The following is a 14,961-nucleotide window of genomic DNA, read 5'->3' on the forward strand; positions in this document are numbered from 1 at the left end:
GCGGTGCCGATCTCCGACAACGTGACGTCTTCCACTGCTCAGGCGGGGTGCCCAAACTCGGAGCACCCCAAGCGCCTGCCGTTGCCCCTACGCGGCCGGCGCGTGTCAGGCCGACCGATCGTCGGCCTCCGCCTAAGGAGCAGTTGTGAATCGAACCAAGACCAGGGTGGCCGCTGTCAGCGGCCTCCTCGCTGCTGGGCTGGTGATGGTGCCGGTGTTCTCGGCCAACGCCGACCAGACTCCCCCTGGCGCTGTCGCCCAGGAGCCGAAGTCCCTGACTGCCGACGAGCAGGCGCGTGCTTCGGCGAGTGCGTCCGCCCTGGGCTTGGCGTCAGGTGAGAAGCTGACCGTCAAGGCTGTCCTCGAGGATGCCGACGGCGGCAAGCATGTGCGGTACGAGCGCACCCTCGATGGGCTCCGTGTCATCGGTGGTGACCTGGTCGCCCACAAGGACGCGAAGGGCTCGGTCGAACAGGTCACGTACAACCTCGGCCGCAAGAGCATCGCGCCCGCGTCGCGGACCCCGAAGGTCTCCAAGAAGACGGCACAGGCGAAGGGTCTTGCCGCCTCGCAGGCCACCAAGGACGAGAAGGCCGCCGCGAACGAGCTGGTCGTCCTGGTGACCGACCAGGGCCCGAAGCTGGCGTACGACGTACTGACGACCGGTATTCGCGCCAACCAGGTTCCGACCCGGCTGCACACGTACGTGGACGCCAACAGCGGCGCCGTGCTGTTGAGCGACGACGAGATCAAGACCGGTACCGGCAACGGCATCTTCGTCGGCAACGTCACCATCAACACCACCGCCAAGTCCGGCGGCGGCTTCGAGATGCGCGACTCGTTGGGCAACACCGCCACCGACGTACACAACCAGGGCGACCCGAACACGGGTGAGGGCCCGGACGGTGACCTCTTCACCGACGCCGACGACAAGTGGGGCACGGGTGCGCAGTCCGACCGTGCGTCAGCTGCCGTCGACGCGCTCTACGGCGCGCAGAAGACCTTTGAGTACTACAAGACACAGCTCGGCCGGAACGGCATCTGGAACGACGGCCGCGGCGCCCGCTCGCGCGTTCACTTCGCCAACGCGATGGTCAACGCGTTCTGGGACGGCACGCAGATGTCGTACGGCGACGGTGCGGGTAACGCCGCCCCGCTCACCGAGCTGGATGTCGCGGCGCACGAGATGAGCCACGGTGTCACCGAGAACACCGCCGGACTCGTGTACAGCGGTGAGGCCGGGGGCCTGAACGAGGCGAACTCCGACATCTTCGGTACCGCGGTCGAGTTCTACGTGAACAACCCCAACGACGTACCGGACTACTTCATCGGCGAAGAGATCGACATCAACGGCAACGGCACGCCGCTGCGCTACATGGACAAGCCCAGCAAGGACGGCCGGTCGAAGGACTGCTGGTCGTCGACGCTCGGCAGCCTCGACCCGCACTTCTCCTCGGGCCCGCTCAACCACTGGTACTACATGCTGTCCGAGGGCTCGGGCGCCAAGACGATCAACGGGAAGAACTACGACTCCCCCACCTGCTCCGGCGCCGCGGCCGTGACCGGCATCGGTCACGCGAAGGCCGAGAAGATCTGGTACCGCACGCTGGCGACGTACCTGACGTCGTCGAGCAAGTACTCCGACGCCCGCACCGGCTCGATCAAGTCCGCCAAGGACCTGTACGGCCAGGGTTCGGCCGAGTGCCTGGCGGTCGAGAAGGCGTACACGGCCATCGCCGTCGCGGCGACGACCGAGACCTGTGGCACCGGCAACCCCGAGCCCGGCGCTCCTGCGGTCACCAACCCCGGCTCGCAGACCAGCACGGTCGGGACCGCTGACACGCTGCAGCTCGCCGCGACCGGCGGTACGACGCCGTACTCGTGGTCGGCGACGGGTCTCCCGGCCGGCCTCACGGTCAACGCGTCGACCGGCCTCATCTCCGGTACGCCGACCACCGCGGCCACCTCGTCGGTGACGGCGAAGGTCACGGACGCCGCCGGCAAGACGGCCAGCGTGTCGTTCTCCTGGGTCGTCTCCACCAGCGGCGGTGGCGGGACGTGCACCGGCCAGCTCAAGTACACCGGCACCCTCGCCTCGGGCGGCAGCAAGACGTTCCCCGCCTTCACCGACAGTGACGCGGGTCAGCTCAAGGTCTGCCTCGACGGGCCGACCGGCGCCGACTTCGACGTCTACCTGCAGAAGCAGCGCTTCGGCTCCTGGACGACAGTTGCCCAGGGCATCACCCCGAACCCGGACGAGTCGTTCACCTACAACAACACGGCGGGTACCTACCGCATCGTGGTGAAGGCCGACTCCGGATCCGGCGCGTTCACCGCAACCGTGTCGGAGTAACCCTTGAACGGACGGCTCCGGCGTAGGTGCGCCGGAGCCGTTCCGTAGGTCAGATCCAATCCCGGCGACTCGCCTGGACGGCCAACTGGAATCGGCTGTGGGCGCCGAGCACCTCTTCAAGCCGAGCGATCCGCCGGCCGACCGTTCGAGCGCTCACCCCGAGGTCGCGGGCGATCGCCTCGTCGGTGAGCCCCGCAGCGAGATAGGACAGCAGCTGCTGTTCTTCCGGACCGGGACCACCCAGCGCGTCGACCACCTGAGACTCTGCCGACAGCGGCACGCCCATCTGCCAGAAGATGTCGAAGAGGCCGACCAAGCAGTCGAGCAGGCCGGACTCGTGGACGACGATGGCCGAACGCCGTGCGCCTTCCTGGCCGGGCACCGTGATCAACGCACGCTTGTCGTCGAACACCATCAGGTTGAGTGGCACCTGCGCGAAGACGCGCGCCTGTTCGCCGGCCGCGATGCACTGGTGGACGGCGGCAAGTCCCTCGAAGTCCTCGAGAACCGACACGCCATAGAGGCCGCGCCCCCGGACGCCGCGCGCCAAGGCGTCGAGAAACCCGACCGCCACCTCGGGCCGCGGGATCTTCATCCCGGGCTGCACTTTCCGCGGTGACACGGGGCCGATGCACAAACCGTCGACGGTAGCGGCCGTGTCATCCATCAGCTTCGCTTCAACCGCGTTGATCCGGGTCTCGTCGGCGATGACCTCCACGAAGTTCGGCCGACCGCCGGCTTCGCTCCAGATGTCCGCGAAGACCGAGGCCAGCCGCCGAGCAGCGTCAGCCGCCTTCGCATGCTCGACCGCAACCTGCTCCAGCGGCATCCGCGGAGCAATCGCCTCGATCACCCCGTCACCAACCTCAAGCAGACCGATGGCAGCCAACACCTGCACCTCGTGCTCAGCGGCGGCACGGTCGACACCGGCGCGCTCGGCCAGGTCCTCCAAACACGTCCTCCCGCTCACGACGGCAGCACGGTAGAGCGGCTCCGCGGAGGCCGAGAGGAATGGTGCTGATGACAACTGCATGCGGCCGTCCTACCACCTTCTCCGGCCGCTGCGCGAGGGCCGGAGCGGCAAGAACTTAAACGATAAGCTCCCGCGTCACCAAGACCGCCTGGACCGTCACTGTCTGTCGCGTCGTCGATTCCCTACTCGGCCGGCGGGGTCTTCAGTAGGTCGGTGGCGAGGTTGTCCAGGCGTTCGCGCCAGGTGGCCAGGGCTTTGTCTGGGGTGGGTAGGCCGGTCTGGGTGAGGATCAGGCGGGCGCCGTGGCCGGTGCCCTGGGTGAGTTCGTAGTGGACGTTGGGATCCTGGTACGACGCCAGCAGGGGTCGGACTGTGTCGGCGGGGCGGGTGAGTTGGCGTTCGAAGCGGATGGTCCAGCCGTCTGGGGTTTGTTCGGCCGTGCCTTGGTTGAGGTTGAGCAGTTCCAGGAAGCGGTCGTGGAGTTCGCCGGTGTCTGGGGCGATGTCGGTTGATTTGCCGAGGAGGCGTTGGTCCAGGGCATCCAGGCAGAGGGTCCAGCCGGAGGCGAAGCTTGCAGCGCCGAAGTGGTCGTCGAAGGTGTGGGTGAGGACCAGCAGGCAGCCGTCGTCGGTGGGTAGCAACTCCCAGCGGAGAACCTCGCCGCTCCAGGTGATGGCGAACACTCGGGGCGGATCGAACTCGAGCACTTGCCCGTCGCCGCCCGACTCGCCGTCCATCTGGTACTCGACGCGGCTACCGATCCGCGGCTCGAGCTGCACAGACGCGGGGAACCAGTGGATCAGCTCAGCCGGATCGGTCAGTGCGCGCCAGACCTTCTCGGGTCGATGCCGCAGTTGCCGCTCCATGCGCAGTACCGAGCGGCCCTCGATCTTCCGCAGGTTTTCGTTCGCCATCGTCATCCTTCCGGCATGGTGTCGAGGTGCTCTTCGAGGTCGTCCAGAGCGCGGTTCCACAGCACCCGGTAGGGATGCAGCCAGGTGTCCAGTTCGCGCAGCGGCTCCAGCCGCAGTTCGTACCACCGGCGCTGCGCGTCGTGCCGCACACCAACCAGCCCTGCCTCACGCAGGACACGCAGGTGTTTGGAGACACCGGGCTGGCTGAGACCGAGCTCGTCGGTCAGCTCACCGACCAGGCGCGGCCGCTGCCGCAGCAACTCGAGGATCTGCTGCCGTCTCGGCTCGGCCAGGACCGCGAAGGGAACGCTCACGCACACCAACATACCCAGCTAGCTATATAACCACAAGAGCATGTACCAGTTCAGCCGCATGCTTCGCGGCTATCACCGTGGGTACCGGTTGAGATACAAGGCGTGACCAACGGCTGGAGGGCGGAGTGATGAGTACGGGTAGACGGATGATCGCGGTGGCGACGATGGTTGTGGCGGTGGCTTGCGGTGGGGCCACCGGGGCGCAGGCGGGAGTGCAGGCCGAGGGCGAGGTTTCCTGCGGCTACGACTATGACGCGTGCTGGGCGCAGTGGTACGACTACGGGTTCGTGAAGAACTACATCGTCGGCGAGATCTACTACAAGGGCGGCGGCTATCACTTCTACTGGTGGAACTGATCCGCACGGGCGCCCGTCGGGCTAGGTTTGCAAGAAGGTTTGCAGGCTGCGAACCAGTTCGGCGGGCGCGTTCTCCGCGACGTGGTGGGTCGAGTCGATGCCGTGACCAACGATCTGTGGACACCAGGAACGCCATACCTGCAAGGGATCTCCGTAGATGTCTTCGATGTCGTCCCGCGTCGACCACAACATCATGGTGGGACAGGTGAGCTGGCGGCCGGCTGCGCGATCGTCTTCGTCGGCTTGGCGGTCGACGCCCAGGCCGGCGCGGTAGTCCTCGAGCATCGCGTGCACGGTGGCCGGGTTGCGGATCGCCGCGAGGAAGTCGGCGTGGTTCTCCGGTCCCAGTTGGTCGGGGCCGTTCGAGGTCCAGGCGTTGTACCAGGTTTCGGGATCGGCGCAGATCACCCGTTCGGCCGGCTTCGCTAGTTGACCGAAGAACCACCAGTGCCACCAGTCCGCGGCGAACTTGGCGTCACACCGTTCCAACGCCTCGACCACCGGCACCCCGTCGATGACCACGAGCTTGGTGATCCGTTCCGGCCAATCCAGTGCGGTCCGATAGGCGACGTACGAGCCTCGGTCATGGCCGACGATGGCAAAGCGTTCATGACCGAGTTCAGACATCAGCGACGTGATGTCGCGAGCCATCGATCGCTTCGAGTACGGCGTGTGGGTCGCATCCGAAAGCGGTTTGTGCGACTCGCCGTACCCGCGGAGATCCGGGCAGACCACGGTGAACTCCCGAGCGAGTTCGGGCGCGACCTGCCACCACGTCGTGTGTGTCCTGGGATGTCCGTGCAGCAGCACCACGGGCGGCCCGGAACCGCCGTGCCGCACTCGCAGTCCGCCGATCCGATCCAGCTGAAAGCCCTCGAACACGAGCCGTCTCCTATCGATCGCGCCAGCGGAAGTCGCAGATGACCGGCCGGTGATCGGACGGATAGACACCGTCGTACGCATCTCCGCAGATCGTCGCCGACTCGACGTTGACCAGCTGATCCTCGTGGCCTGGTCGGTAGAAGATGTGATCGATGCGCTGATCAACCAGTTCTGGCCCAGCTTCGAGCGGAGCCGACGGATGGCTGGACGGCAGGGTGACCGCATCCGAATCCCCCGTCCAGGCATCAATCAGTACGTCGCGCATCGGCCGCAGTACGGCGCTGTCGGGCGCGGCGTTGAGGTCGCCGATCGCCAGCGACGGGCACGGTCCGTCGGTCGACGGGTCGGTCGCAAGATCGGCCAGCAGCGCGGCTTGAGCCAAGCGATCGTCGCTGTAGGTGGTCGCGTGCTCCAGACAGGCCACCAGAATCGGCAACGGCCCGGCTGGATGCTCCACTACAGCCTTCAGTACGACGGGATCCCACGCCCGATGACGAGACGGCATCACGACCCCGTCGTACTGAGTGATCGGCCAGCGACTGAGCAGCGCGACTCCCAGTTCGACCTCGGAGTCGTCCGGCGGCGCGGGATACGAGGGCGCGGCGAATGCGGCATACATGCCCAAGGCATCGGCCAGCTCATCAGCCTGCGTTCCAGCCTCCGAACCCCACACCTCCTGCAGCCCGACGATGTCGGGTGTGAAGCGGCGAATCGTCGCGAGAATGCCTGGTTGGCGCTCCTGCCAGCGAGGACCGAAGCGCCACCAGATATTCCACGTCATCACCCGGACTTGATTCACAGTCAAGCCGCTGCCTGCAAGGGAGTCAGGCGTTCGCGCAAGGTGGTGAGGGTTCGGCGCAGCAGGCGGGATACCTGCATCTGGCTGACGCCGATCTCGGCGCCGATGTCGGACTGGGTCCAGCCTTCGATGAACCGCAGTTCGAGGATTCGGCGTTCCCGCGGACCGAGGTCCTCCAGGATCGGCTGCAGCATGTCCACTGCCTCCAACTGGCTGACCGCGGTGTCCTCCTGATCCGGGACCAGGTCGGCCAGACTCAACCCGTTGTCCTCGGCCGGCCGATCCAGCGACAGCGTGTTGAAACAGCCCTTGGCTGCCAGCGCCTGCTCGATCTCGTCGACGTCGACCTCGAGATACGCGGCCAGTTCCTCGGTTGTCGGCTCGCGGCCCAGCTCCTGCTCCAGGTCGGGCAGTTTCGCCGACACCAGCCCTTGCAACTCCTGCAACCGCCGCGGGATCCGGACGGTCCACGCCGAGTCGCGGAAGTACCGCCGTACCTCGCCTCTGATCGTCGGTACGGCGTATCCGATGAACGGCGTGTCGGCGTCCAGCCGGTAGTTCGTCGCCGCCTTCATCAGCCCGACGAAGGCCACCTGCTCGAGATCCTCCTGCTCGACACCGCGCCCCCGGAACCGCTGCGCGATCCCCCGGGCGATCTCCAGATTCAGCTCCACGATCCGCTCGAGCAACAGCTGCTGCTCGCCTGGATCCGTCGTCCGGCCCCGCTGCTCGAACAACTCGACCGTCGCCGCCTCCCGGGCGGCCCGATCCGCTGCCGACGAACACTCCATCGGCGCCAATTGCTGAGAACTACTCACAGAAACAGTCATTTTGACCTCGCGACACTCACGTCACGGCGCGGCACGCATCTGGACCGCGGTCAAAGAATGGCTCTCAATTACCCACCTGCTCCGATCTCATGCGCGAACCGGCTGGTTTCGGCTGGGTACCGGGGCGCCGTCATCTCATCGAGCGAAGGAGGCAACGATGTCCGCTGACGTCGTGGACCTGATCCTGCAGGACCACCGTGAGGTCGAGCGGCTGTTCGAAGAACTCAAGAACAGCCCGGAGAAGCGCCCGAACCTACTGCCGGTATTGACGACGTTGCTCACCGCACACAGCCGCGCCGAGGAGGCCGAGGTCTACCCGGTGGCCGCCGCGGAGGCCGGCGAGAAGGAAGAGGTGTCGCACAGCCAGCAGGAGCACATCGAGGCCGACCAACTGCTGGCCAAGCTCGCCGCGACCGACCCGGCATCGGCCGACTTCGACACCGTCCTGCAGAACCTGGTCGACGCGGTCACCCACCACGTCGAAGAGGAAGAGACCAAGGTTCTGCCCGGAATGCGGTCGAACCTGTCCGATCAGCGCCGGGCCGAACTCGGTGACGCGTTCGCCGCCAGCCGCAAGGAACACCTCGGCGAGCAACCGGGCGACATGACGCGCGACCAGCTGGCCCAGCAGGCCGCCAACGCCGACATCTCCGGCACCTCGGGTCTGTCCAAGGACGAGCTGAAGAAGAAGGTCGAGAGCGCAGGCGAAAGCTGAGCCACCCCGCAACCAACGGATCCCCCACCTCAGCAGGTGGGGGATCCGTTGATTGGAGCAACTATCGCGGTACGTCGCCGCGCCAGCCACCGGTCTCGCCGCCGCGCTCCTCGATGAATTCCTTGAACCGCTGGAGATCGCCCTTCACGCGCCCCTCGACCACACCGAGCTTGTCGCCCACCTTCTCCAGGAAGCCCTCCGGGTCGATATCCATCTGCGCGGTCACCCGGCTGGTGGTGTCGGAGAGCTTGTGGAAGGTGACGACCCCGGCGTGCTGCGGACCCGAGTCCGACCTCCACGCCACCCGCTCATCGGCATGCTGCTCGGTCACGGTCGCGTCGAACTCGCGCGTCGCCCCACCGACCTTCACCACCCAGTGGTTGTGCGTCGCATCCAGCTGACGGATCTCCTCCACGCCTTCCATGAACTGCGGGAACGACTCGAACTGCGTCCATTGGTTGTACGCCGTCGTCACCGGCACCTCGACATCGATGGACTGCGTGATCGTGCTCATCGCCATTCCTCCAAGCTGTGATGGACTCTGTGATCGCCGACCCCGGTGCCCGTCATCAGCTGGTTGATTCCCGCATGGGTACCGAACGGGTATGACGACCTCCGCATCCGTTTGGCTCGCCACTGCGAACATGTCCCGGTACGACGGGATCGGCGCCGACCGCCGTACCGACGTACTCGTGGTGGGTGGTGGCGTGGTCGGCCTGACCACGGCGTTGGAACTCCAACTGGAGGGCGCCGACGTCGTGCTTGTCGAAGCCGACCGGATCGGCGCGCGGACCAGCGGGAACACGACCGGGAAGGTCACCTCGCAGCACGGCGCGATCTACGCCCAGCTGGTTGACCGGCACGGTGTCGAGGTGGCTCGGCAGTATGCGATGGCGAATCAGGCTGGAGTGGAACGGGTCGCGGCGTTGGTCGACAGGTTTGGTATCGACTGCGAGTTCATCCGCACTCCTGCCTTCGTCTACGCCACGGAGGACCTGGATCTCCGGCGAGAGGCGGAGGTTGCAGCCGAGCTCGGGTTGCCGGCGAGCTTCGCAGCCGGCCTGGACCTACCGGTGAAGGCGACCGGGGTCGTCCGCTTCGACAACCAGGTGCAGCTCCATCCCGCGCGGTATCTCGCTGGACTGGCGGAAGCGTTCATCGCGGCCGGCGGGCGGATCTTCGAACACACCCGGGTGACGGAACTCGATGATGGGATCGAGGCCAAGACCGAGCCCGGCGCGGTCATCCGCGCGGACCACGCGATCGTGGCGACGCTGCTCCCGTTCGGCACTCTCGGCGGCTACTTCGCCCGGACTCGCCCGCAGCAGTCCCACGGCATCGCCGTCCGGCTTCCGGTTCCGGCACCGACCGGGATGGCGATCTCGGCCGACGGGCCAACCCGATCGACCAGACCTTGGCCGAGCGGTGGTCCGAACGGGCTGATCGTCGTCGGCAGCGGTCACGAGGTCGGCGACCAGTCCGACACCGACGCCGCCTACCGCAGCCTCGCCGACTGGGCCGGCTCACTGTGGAATACGCGACTCGAACCGGAGTACCGATGGTCGGCCCACGACTACAGCACGCCGGACCACCTTCCGTACGTCGGCAAGGCACCCGGCTCGCCAGTCCTCGTTGCCACCGGCATGCACAAATGGGGACTGAGCAACGGAACCATTGCTGCAGGCATCCTTCGGGACCTGATCCTCAAGCGAGACAACGAATTCGGTGCCCTGTACGACGCAGGCCGGATCGGCGACGCCCACTCCGTTGCCACGCTGGTGAAGGACAACCTCAAGGTCGGCAAGGAGCTCGTCGCCGGTCACGTACGCCGGCTGGTCGGCGGCGGCCTGGACCACGTTGAGGTTGGCGAGGGCGGCCTGTACGACCTCGACGGGAAGACCGTCGGAGCCTACTGCGACCACGACGGCCGGCTGCACACCGTCGTACCGGTCTGCACGCACCTCGGGTGCCCACTGCGCTGGAACCAAGGCGACACCACCTGGGACTGCAACTGCCACGGCTCCCGCTTCACCCCCGACGGCAAGGTCCTCGACGGCCCCGCCACCAACCCCCTGGCCACACCATGAGTGATGCTGTTGTCGTCGGGGCTGGGCCGAATGGGCTGGTGGCGGCGAACTTGCTGGTCGATGCTGGGTGGGACGTCGTACTGCTGGAGGCGAATGACGCGGTCGGTGGCGCGGTGCGGAGTTCGCGGGATGTTGATCCGGCCTTCGTACATGACACGTTCAGCTCGTTCTATCCCTTGGCTGCGGTGTCGCCGACGATCAGAGGTCTGAAGCTCGATGAGTACGGACTGGAGTGGTCGAACGCTCCGTCTCCGGTCGGCAACCCGTTGTCGACCGGCGGTTGGGCTCTCGTGCACCCCGAGCCGGCTGATACGGCGGCGGCGCTCGATGCGTTGCACCCCGGTGACGGTCAGGCGTGGCTCGATCTGTACGGCGACTGGGAGCGCGTCGGCCCCGCGGTGATCGACGCGCTGCTGAGCCCGTTTCCGCCGGTGCGCGCAGGACTCGGCGTACTGCGGGAACTCTTAGGGGCAAGGGGATTCAAGCGCCTGCAGGTGCTGCTTGGGCCGGTCCAATGGGTCGGCAACCGGCGGTTCGCGGGTGAGGCCGCAAAGATGCTGATGGCAACGAACTCGCAGCATGCGGACATCGCGCCGACCGCGCCGGGGTCGGGGCTGATGGGGTGGTTGCTGGTGATGATCGCGCAGCAGCACGGTTATCCCGTACCGCGTGGTGGTGCTGGCGAGTTGTCGCGCGCGTTGGCCGATCGGTTCGCGGCTCGTGGCGGCAAGACCGTCTGCCAGGCACGGGTCGACCGGATCATCATCCGCGGGGGCCGCGCGGTCGCCGTACGGACTGATGACGGGACCCAGTACGGCGCGCGCCGGGCCATCCTCGCGGATGTCTCGGCACCGGCGTTGTACCGGGAGCTCATCGCCGAGGAGGACCTGCCGCGGCATGTGCATCAGCGACTCAAGGCGTTCCGCTGGGATCCGGGCACGATCAAGGTCGACTGGGCACTGAACGCACCGATCCCGTGGCGCGACAGGCCCGAGTTGACGCCCGGGACGGCCCATCTCGCGGACTCGGTACCGGATCTGCGGAGGTGGTCCAAGCAGTTGGCGGACGGGTGGATCCCGGATCGGCCGTTCCTGCTGATGGGACAGATGACGGCCGCCGATCCCTCGCGGTCCCCCGCCGGTACGGAGTCCGCGTGGGCCTACACCCACGTCCCGCAGCAGGTGCGCGGCGACGCCGGCGGAGACCTGACCGGGCGCTGGGACGACGCCGAAGCGGAGGCAATGGCCGATCGAATCGAGGCCCGGGTCGAGCAGTTCGCCCCTGGGTTCGCCGAGCACATCACCGCGCGCCGCATCCTCAGCCCGGTCGAGCTCCAGCGCCGCGACGCCAACCTCGTCGGCGGCGCCGTCAACGGCGGTACGTCGGGCCTGCGCCAGGAACTGTTCCTTCGCCCGATGCCGGGCCTCGGCCGCGCCGAGACCGCCATCAAGTGCCTCTACCTGGCCTCCGCCTCGGCCCACCCCGGCGGCGGAGTCCACGGCGCCTGCGGCTCCAACGCCGCCCGAGCCGCCCTCTTCCACGCCGGCTGATCAGCTTCGCCGGACTCGCCAGGTCGCCTACCTGCCGGTACCCGATTACATTCCTCGCGGTGAGGGAGGATTGGGGACATGGATCAAGACTTCGACCTCGCCGACAACGCGGCTGAGCGGTTCGCCCAGCTCGCGCTCGAGCTCCACGCCAGTGCAGACGTCGAGGAGACCGTCCAGGCGGTCGTCGAGTTCGCGCTGCAGGCGCTGGACTGTTCACACGCGGGAGTCGCGCTGTCACTGGCTGGGGGCAGGCTGGAGATCCCCGCCGTCACCGACCCGGTCGTCGCCGAGATCTACCAACTGCAGATGGACGGTGGCAAGGGCCCGCTGGCGGAGTCGATGCGGGACCACTCGACCGTTCTCGTCGTGGATACCGCGACCGACGACCGCTGGCCGGAGTGGGCGGGCAAAGTCCTCGAACTGGGCGTGCGCAGCGTCCTCGACGTACCGCTGACCACCGCGTCCGGCACGCTCGGAGTGCTCGGCCTGTACAGCACGCACGCGGACGCCTTCGGCCAGGACGACCTCGCGGTAGCGCACATCCTGGCCCGCCACGCGTCGGTCGCGGTCGCCACCACTCGGCACGAGCAGCAACTGGCCCACGCGGTCGACGCCCGCAAGTTGGTCGGTCAGGCGATGGGCATCCTGATGGAGCGCTACGACCTCGACGCCGACCGCGCCTTCGAGGTACTGCGACGCTATTCCCAGGACACCAACCGCAAACTCCGCGACGTCGCCCAAGAACTCATCAACACCCGCAACCTCCCCCACTAACTCAGCGGTTCGCCAACCGATCCTGTTCGAGATCGCCCCACACCTGCACGATCCGGCCGCCGCTCAGCCGGTACAACGCAAACTCCTGCAGTACGGCGGCCCTACCGTCCACCGTGGTGAACGTGTCGAACAAGTGGGCACTGAGCCAATCGCCGTCGACCAGCAATCGGTGCAGTTCCTAACGGAAGTTCGGATAGCTGTCCACGACCGAACGCAGCCCATCGCCGTACGGCGTGATGCCGGACGGCAGGCCGTTGACCTCGACGTCCTCGGCGACGAATTCGCCGAGCTCGTCGAAGCGGTATTCGTTGCAGCGCTGGAGATAGCCCCGGTAGAAGGCTTGGTTGTCCATCACGGCGTGAGCAGGATCTTGACGGCGCCGTCGCGCTTCTGCTGGAACATCTCGTAGGCGTCGGGGCCGTCGGAGAGCGGGAGCCGGTGCGTGGCGAAGGTGTCGACGCGCAGCGGATCGTCGTCGCCGAGCAGGGGCAGGATGTCGTCGCTCCAGCGCCGGACGTTGGCCTGACCCATCCGAAGCTGGATCTGCTTGTCGAACATCGTCAGCATCGGCAGCGGATCGGCCATCCCGCCGTACACGCCGATCAACGAGATGATCCCGCCTCGCCGGACGACCTCGACCGCGAGCAGCAACGCCGCGAGACGATCCACGCCGGCCTTCTGCATGAGCGGTCCCTGGATCGCATCGGGCAGCAACCCGGCCGCCTGCTGTGCGAACTTGGCTCCCGGCGAACCATGCGCTTCCATGCCGACGGCATCGATCACCGAATCCGGTCCACGGCCATCGGTCAGGTCCAGGATCGCGTCCGCGACATCGTCGCCGTACTCGAGGATCTCGACGCCGTATCGCCGCGCCCGCTCCAACCGCTCGGCGACCAAATCGACCCCGATCACGCGATACCCGTGGTGCAATGCGACCCGGCAGGACATGTCACCGATCGGACCAAGGCCCAGTACGACGACCGTGCCGCCGTCCGGGATTCCGGCGTACTGGACCGCCTGCCAGGCCGTCGGCAGCACGTCGGACAGGTAGACGAAACGGTCATCCGGCGGACCGTGCGGCACCTTGATCGGCCCGTACTGCGCCTGGGGAACGCGAAGGTACTCAGCCTGGCCGCCGGGGATCTGCCCATACAGCTTGGTGTAGCCGAACAGCGCCGCACCCATCCCCTGCTCGCGAACCTGCGTGGTCTCGCACTGGGTCTGCAGATTCCGGTTGCACATGAAGCACGACCCGCACGCGATCTGGAACGGTACGACGACGCGATCGCCGACGCTGAGGTTGGTGACCGCGGTACCGACCTCCTCGACGATCCCGATCGACTCGTGACCGAGGACATCACCGGCATCCAGGAACGGGCTCATCACCTCGTACAGATGGAGATCCGATCCGCAGATCCCGGTCGACGTCACCTTGATCACCGCATCGGTCGGATCCTCGATCCGCGGATCCGGCACCTCGCCGTACTCGATCTTCCGTTTGCCTTGCCAGGTCAGTGCCTTCATGCGTCTACTCCTTTGCTCCGCGCGGGGATTGCCAGGACAGCTCCGACCCCGAAGTGGTCACTCGGCCAAACGCCTTCCGTGGGGTGGTCGAACAGTCGCCGGCATTCGGTGATGTGGAGAGACGGCCCGTGGCCGGTCGATCGGACGAGGATGTAGTCGATCCGCCGACCGAGCTCGGTGGCCCACTCGCCGTACTCGGCGGTTGTGGTGAGCGTGTTCTCCGGGGTGAACGTGTGGCCGGGATCGCTGCCGTGGACCGCTGCCCAGGCGTCGCGATAGCAGACACTCACGTTGTCCAGCGACTGCTTCCCGGTCCAGAACCGAACGCTGGCGGCATCGGGAGCCGCATTGAAATCGCCGGCCACGATCACGTGTCGGCGGGCTGTGCCCACCAGATCCTCGATGAACTTGGCGACCGCAACGGCCTGGCGTTCGCGTTCCGCCTCATGGGTGAGCTGCCAGTCCGGCATGTGATTGACGAACAACATCCGCCCGATCGGACCAGGCGCGTCGATCTCAGCCACCATCGCAGAACACGCAAACCCAGCCGCACGAGGCCCTAGATGCAGGTCAACTTCATGAACAGCCGTGATCGGCCAACGCGACGCGAGCGAGATCCCCTCCCCGTTACTCTCCCGCTCGCTGTGGTGCGCGAACTCGTACCCATCGCCGAGCACCTGCCGAGCCTGATCGTTCGCAACCACCTCCTGCAGCGCCACCAGATCCGGCCTGAACCGCGCAAACCCCGCACTCATCAACGCACGGCGCCCAGGCCAGTTCGCCCGCAGCCCAAAGACATTCAAAGTGGCGACCCGCACGCTCCGCCCGGTACCCGCCACAAAACAGGTCGCACGGATGCCCCCGGGTACCGGAGGCAGTCAGCCGTGGCG

16 protein-coding genes are annotated in these 14,961 nt (G+C 66.8%); 6 read left to right on the forward strand and 10 right to left on the reverse strand.

Translation table 11 applies throughout. The features are described 5' to 3' along the window. Window positions 1–145: 145 nt before the first annotated feature. Window positions 146–2,353, forward strand: coding sequence for a M4 family metallopeptidase (locus tag ACFTSF_RS20225; RefSeq protein ID WP_380155180.1), 2,208 nt, complete (start codon window positions 146–148; stop codon window positions 2,351–2,353). A gap of 49 nt (window positions 2,354–2,402) precedes the next feature. Here ACFTSF_RS20225 and ACFTSF_RS20230 read toward each other — a convergent pair whose 3' ends face one another. The 3 genes from ACFTSF_RS20230 to ACFTSF_RS20240 form a co-directional block, all read right to left on the reverse strand. After that, window positions 2,403–3,323, reverse strand: a complete 921-nt coding sequence (locus tag ACFTSF_RS20230; protein ID WP_380155181.1) for a LuxR C-terminal-related transcriptional regulator — start codon at window positions 3,321–3,323, stop codon at window positions 2,403–2,405. 185 nt (window positions 3,324–3,508) lie between these two features. After that, entirely contained in the window at window positions 3,509–4,240 is a 732-nt protein-coding gene (locus ACFTSF_RS20235) for an SRPBCC family protein (RefSeq protein WP_380155182.1), read from the reverse strand. A 2-nt stretch (window positions 4,241–4,242) separates the two neighbouring features. Further along, window positions 4,243–4,554, reverse strand: coding sequence for a metalloregulator ArsR/SmtB family transcription factor (locus ACFTSF_RS20240; protein WP_344157864.1), 312 nt, complete (start codon window positions 4,552–4,554; stop codon window positions 4,243–4,245). 128 nt (window positions 4,555–4,682) lie between these two features. Here ACFTSF_RS20240 and ACFTSF_RS20245 point away from each other — a divergent pair, with 128 nt between their 5' ends. After that, window positions 4,683–4,910: a hypothetical protein gene (locus ACFTSF_RS20245; RefSeq protein ID WP_380155183.1), complete on the forward strand. Its 228-nt coding sequence runs from the start codon at window positions 4,683–4,685 to the stop codon at window positions 4,908–4,910. 21 nt (window positions 4,911–4,931) lie between these two features. Here the strand turns inward: ACFTSF_RS20245 and ACFTSF_RS20250 are convergent, their stop codons facing one another. The 3 genes from ACFTSF_RS20250 to ACFTSF_RS20260 are packed head-to-tail and all read right to left on the reverse strand — an operon-like array spanning window position 4,932 to window position 7,409. Next, window positions 4,932–5,792, reverse strand: a complete 861-nt coding sequence (locus ACFTSF_RS20250; protein WP_380155184.1) for an alpha/beta fold hydrolase — start codon at window positions 5,790–5,792, stop codon at window positions 4,932–4,934. A gap of 10 nt (window positions 5,793–5,802) precedes the next feature. Then, window positions 5,803–6,573, reverse strand: a complete 771-nt coding sequence (locus ACFTSF_RS20255; protein ID WP_380155185.1) for an endonuclease/exonuclease/phosphatase family protein — start codon at window positions 6,571–6,573, stop codon at window positions 5,803–5,805. 20 nt (window positions 6,574–6,593) lie between these two features. Further along, window positions 6,594–7,409, reverse strand: coding sequence for a SigB/SigF/SigG family RNA polymerase sigma factor (locus ACFTSF_RS20260; RefSeq protein ID WP_380155186.1), 816 nt, complete (start codon window positions 7,407–7,409; stop codon window positions 6,594–6,596). Between the two features lie 169 nt (window positions 7,410–7,578). Between ACFTSF_RS20260 and ACFTSF_RS20265 the strand changes: the two genes are divergently transcribed. Further along, window positions 7,579–8,136, forward strand: coding sequence for a hemerythrin domain-containing protein (locus ACFTSF_RS20265; protein ID WP_380155187.1), 558 nt, complete (start codon window positions 7,579–7,581; stop codon window positions 8,134–8,136). A gap of 61 nt (window positions 8,137–8,197) precedes the next feature. Here ACFTSF_RS20265 and ACFTSF_RS20270 read toward each other — a convergent pair whose 3' ends face one another. Then, entirely contained in the window at window positions 8,198–8,650 is a 453-nt protein-coding gene (locus ACFTSF_RS20270) for an SRPBCC family protein (protein WP_380155188.1), read from the reverse strand. A gap of 91 nt (window positions 8,651–8,741) precedes the next feature. On the opposite strand from ACFTSF_RS20270, the gene ACFTSF_RS20275 reads away from it, so the two are divergent. The 3 genes from ACFTSF_RS20275 (at window position 8,742) to ACFTSF_RS20285 (ending at window position 12,547) form a co-directional block, all read left to right on the forward strand. Continuing rightward, window positions 8,742–10,223 (forward strand): FAD-dependent oxidoreductase, encoded by a 1,482-nt coding sequence (locus ACFTSF_RS20275; protein ID WP_380155189.1) that lies wholly within the window; start codon window positions 8,742–8,744, stop codon window positions 10,221–10,223. Continuing rightward, window positions 10,220–11,773, forward strand: coding sequence for a phytoene desaturase family protein (locus tag ACFTSF_RS20280; RefSeq protein WP_380155190.1), 1,554 nt, complete (start codon window positions 10,220–10,222; stop codon window positions 11,771–11,773). Before ACFTSF_RS20275 ends, ACFTSF_RS20280 begins: the two co-directional genes overlap by 4 nt. A 78-nt stretch (window positions 11,774–11,851) precedes the next feature. Continuing rightward, a complete protein-coding gene (locus ACFTSF_RS20285) occupies window positions 11,852–12,547 on the forward strand; it encodes an ANTAR domain-containing protein (protein ID WP_380155191.1) in 696 nt (231 codons plus the stop codon). Between the two features lie 178 nt (window positions 12,548–12,725). Here ACFTSF_RS20285 and ACFTSF_RS20290 read toward each other — a convergent pair whose 3' ends face one another. The 3 genes from ACFTSF_RS20290 to ACFTSF_RS20300 are packed head-to-tail and all read right to left on the reverse strand — an operon-like array spanning window position 12,726 to window position 14,910. Next, window positions 12,726–12,899 carry a hypothetical protein gene (locus ACFTSF_RS20290; protein ID WP_380155192.1) on the reverse strand — a complete coding sequence of 58 codons (174 nt, stop codon included), beginning with the start codon at window positions 12,897–12,899 and terminating at the stop codon, window positions 12,726–12,728. After that, window positions 12,899–14,071 carry a zinc-dependent alcohol dehydrogenase gene (locus ACFTSF_RS20295; protein ID WP_380155193.1) on the reverse strand — a complete coding sequence of 391 codons (1,173 nt, stop codon included), beginning with the start codon at window positions 14,069–14,071 and terminating at the stop codon, window positions 12,899–12,901. The genes ACFTSF_RS20290 and ACFTSF_RS20295 overlap by 1 nt, the downstream gene beginning before the upstream one ends. Further along, window positions 14,068–14,910 (reverse strand): endonuclease/exonuclease/phosphatase family protein, encoded by an 843-nt coding sequence (locus tag ACFTSF_RS20300; RefSeq protein WP_380155194.1) that lies wholly within the window; start codon window positions 14,908–14,910, stop codon window positions 14,068–14,070. Before ACFTSF_RS20300 ends, ACFTSF_RS20295 begins: the two co-directional genes overlap by 4 nt. Window positions 14,911–14,961: the final 51 nt, after the last annotated feature.

Origin of the sequence: Kribbella sp. NPDC056951 (genome assembly GCF_042674205.1) — a bacterium.
Taxonomy (GTDB): domain Bacteria; phylum Actinomycetota; class Actinomycetes; order Propionibacteriales; family Kribbellaceae; genus Kribbella; species Kribbella yunnanensis.

Coding starts and splice junctions, on each gene's coding strand:
- ACFTSF_RS20290 (WP_380155192.1), bottom strand. CDS start 12,899: ATGGACAACCAAGCCTTCTACCGGGGCTATCTCCAGCGCTGCAACGAA.
- ACFTSF_RS20265 (WP_380155187.1), top strand. CDS start 7,579: ATGTCCGCTGACGTCGTGGACCTGATCCTGCAGGACCACCGTGAGGTC.
- ACFTSF_RS20280 (WP_380155190.1), top strand. CDS start 10,220: ATGAGTGATGCTGTTGTCGTCGGGGCTGGGCCGAATGGGCTGGTGGCG.
- ACFTSF_RS20295 (WP_380155193.1), bottom strand. CDS start 14,071: ATGAAGGCACTGACCTGGCAAGGCAAACGGAAGATCGAGTACGGCGAG.
- ACFTSF_RS20270 (WP_380155188.1), bottom strand. CDS start 8,650: ATGAGCACGATCACGCAGTCCATCGATGTCGAGGTGCCGGTGACGACG.
- ACFTSF_RS20285 (WP_380155191.1), top strand. CDS start 11,852: ATGGATCAAGACTTCGACCTCGCCGACAACGCGGCTGAGCGGTTCGCC.
- ACFTSF_RS20245 (WP_380155183.1), top strand. CDS start 4,683: ATGAGTACGGGTAGACGGATGATCGCGGTGGCGACGATGGTTGTGGCG.
- ACFTSF_RS20255 (WP_380155185.1), bottom strand. CDS start 6,573: ATGACGTGGAATATCTGGTGGCGCTTCGGTCCTCGCTGGCAGGAGCGC.
- ACFTSF_RS20235 (WP_380155182.1), bottom strand. CDS start 4,240: ATGGCGAACGAAAACCTGCGGAAGATCGAGGGCCGCTCGGTACTGCGC.
- ACFTSF_RS20275 (WP_380155189.1), top strand. CDS start 8,742: ATGACGACCTCCGCATCCGTTTGGCTCGCCACTGCGAACATGTCCCGG.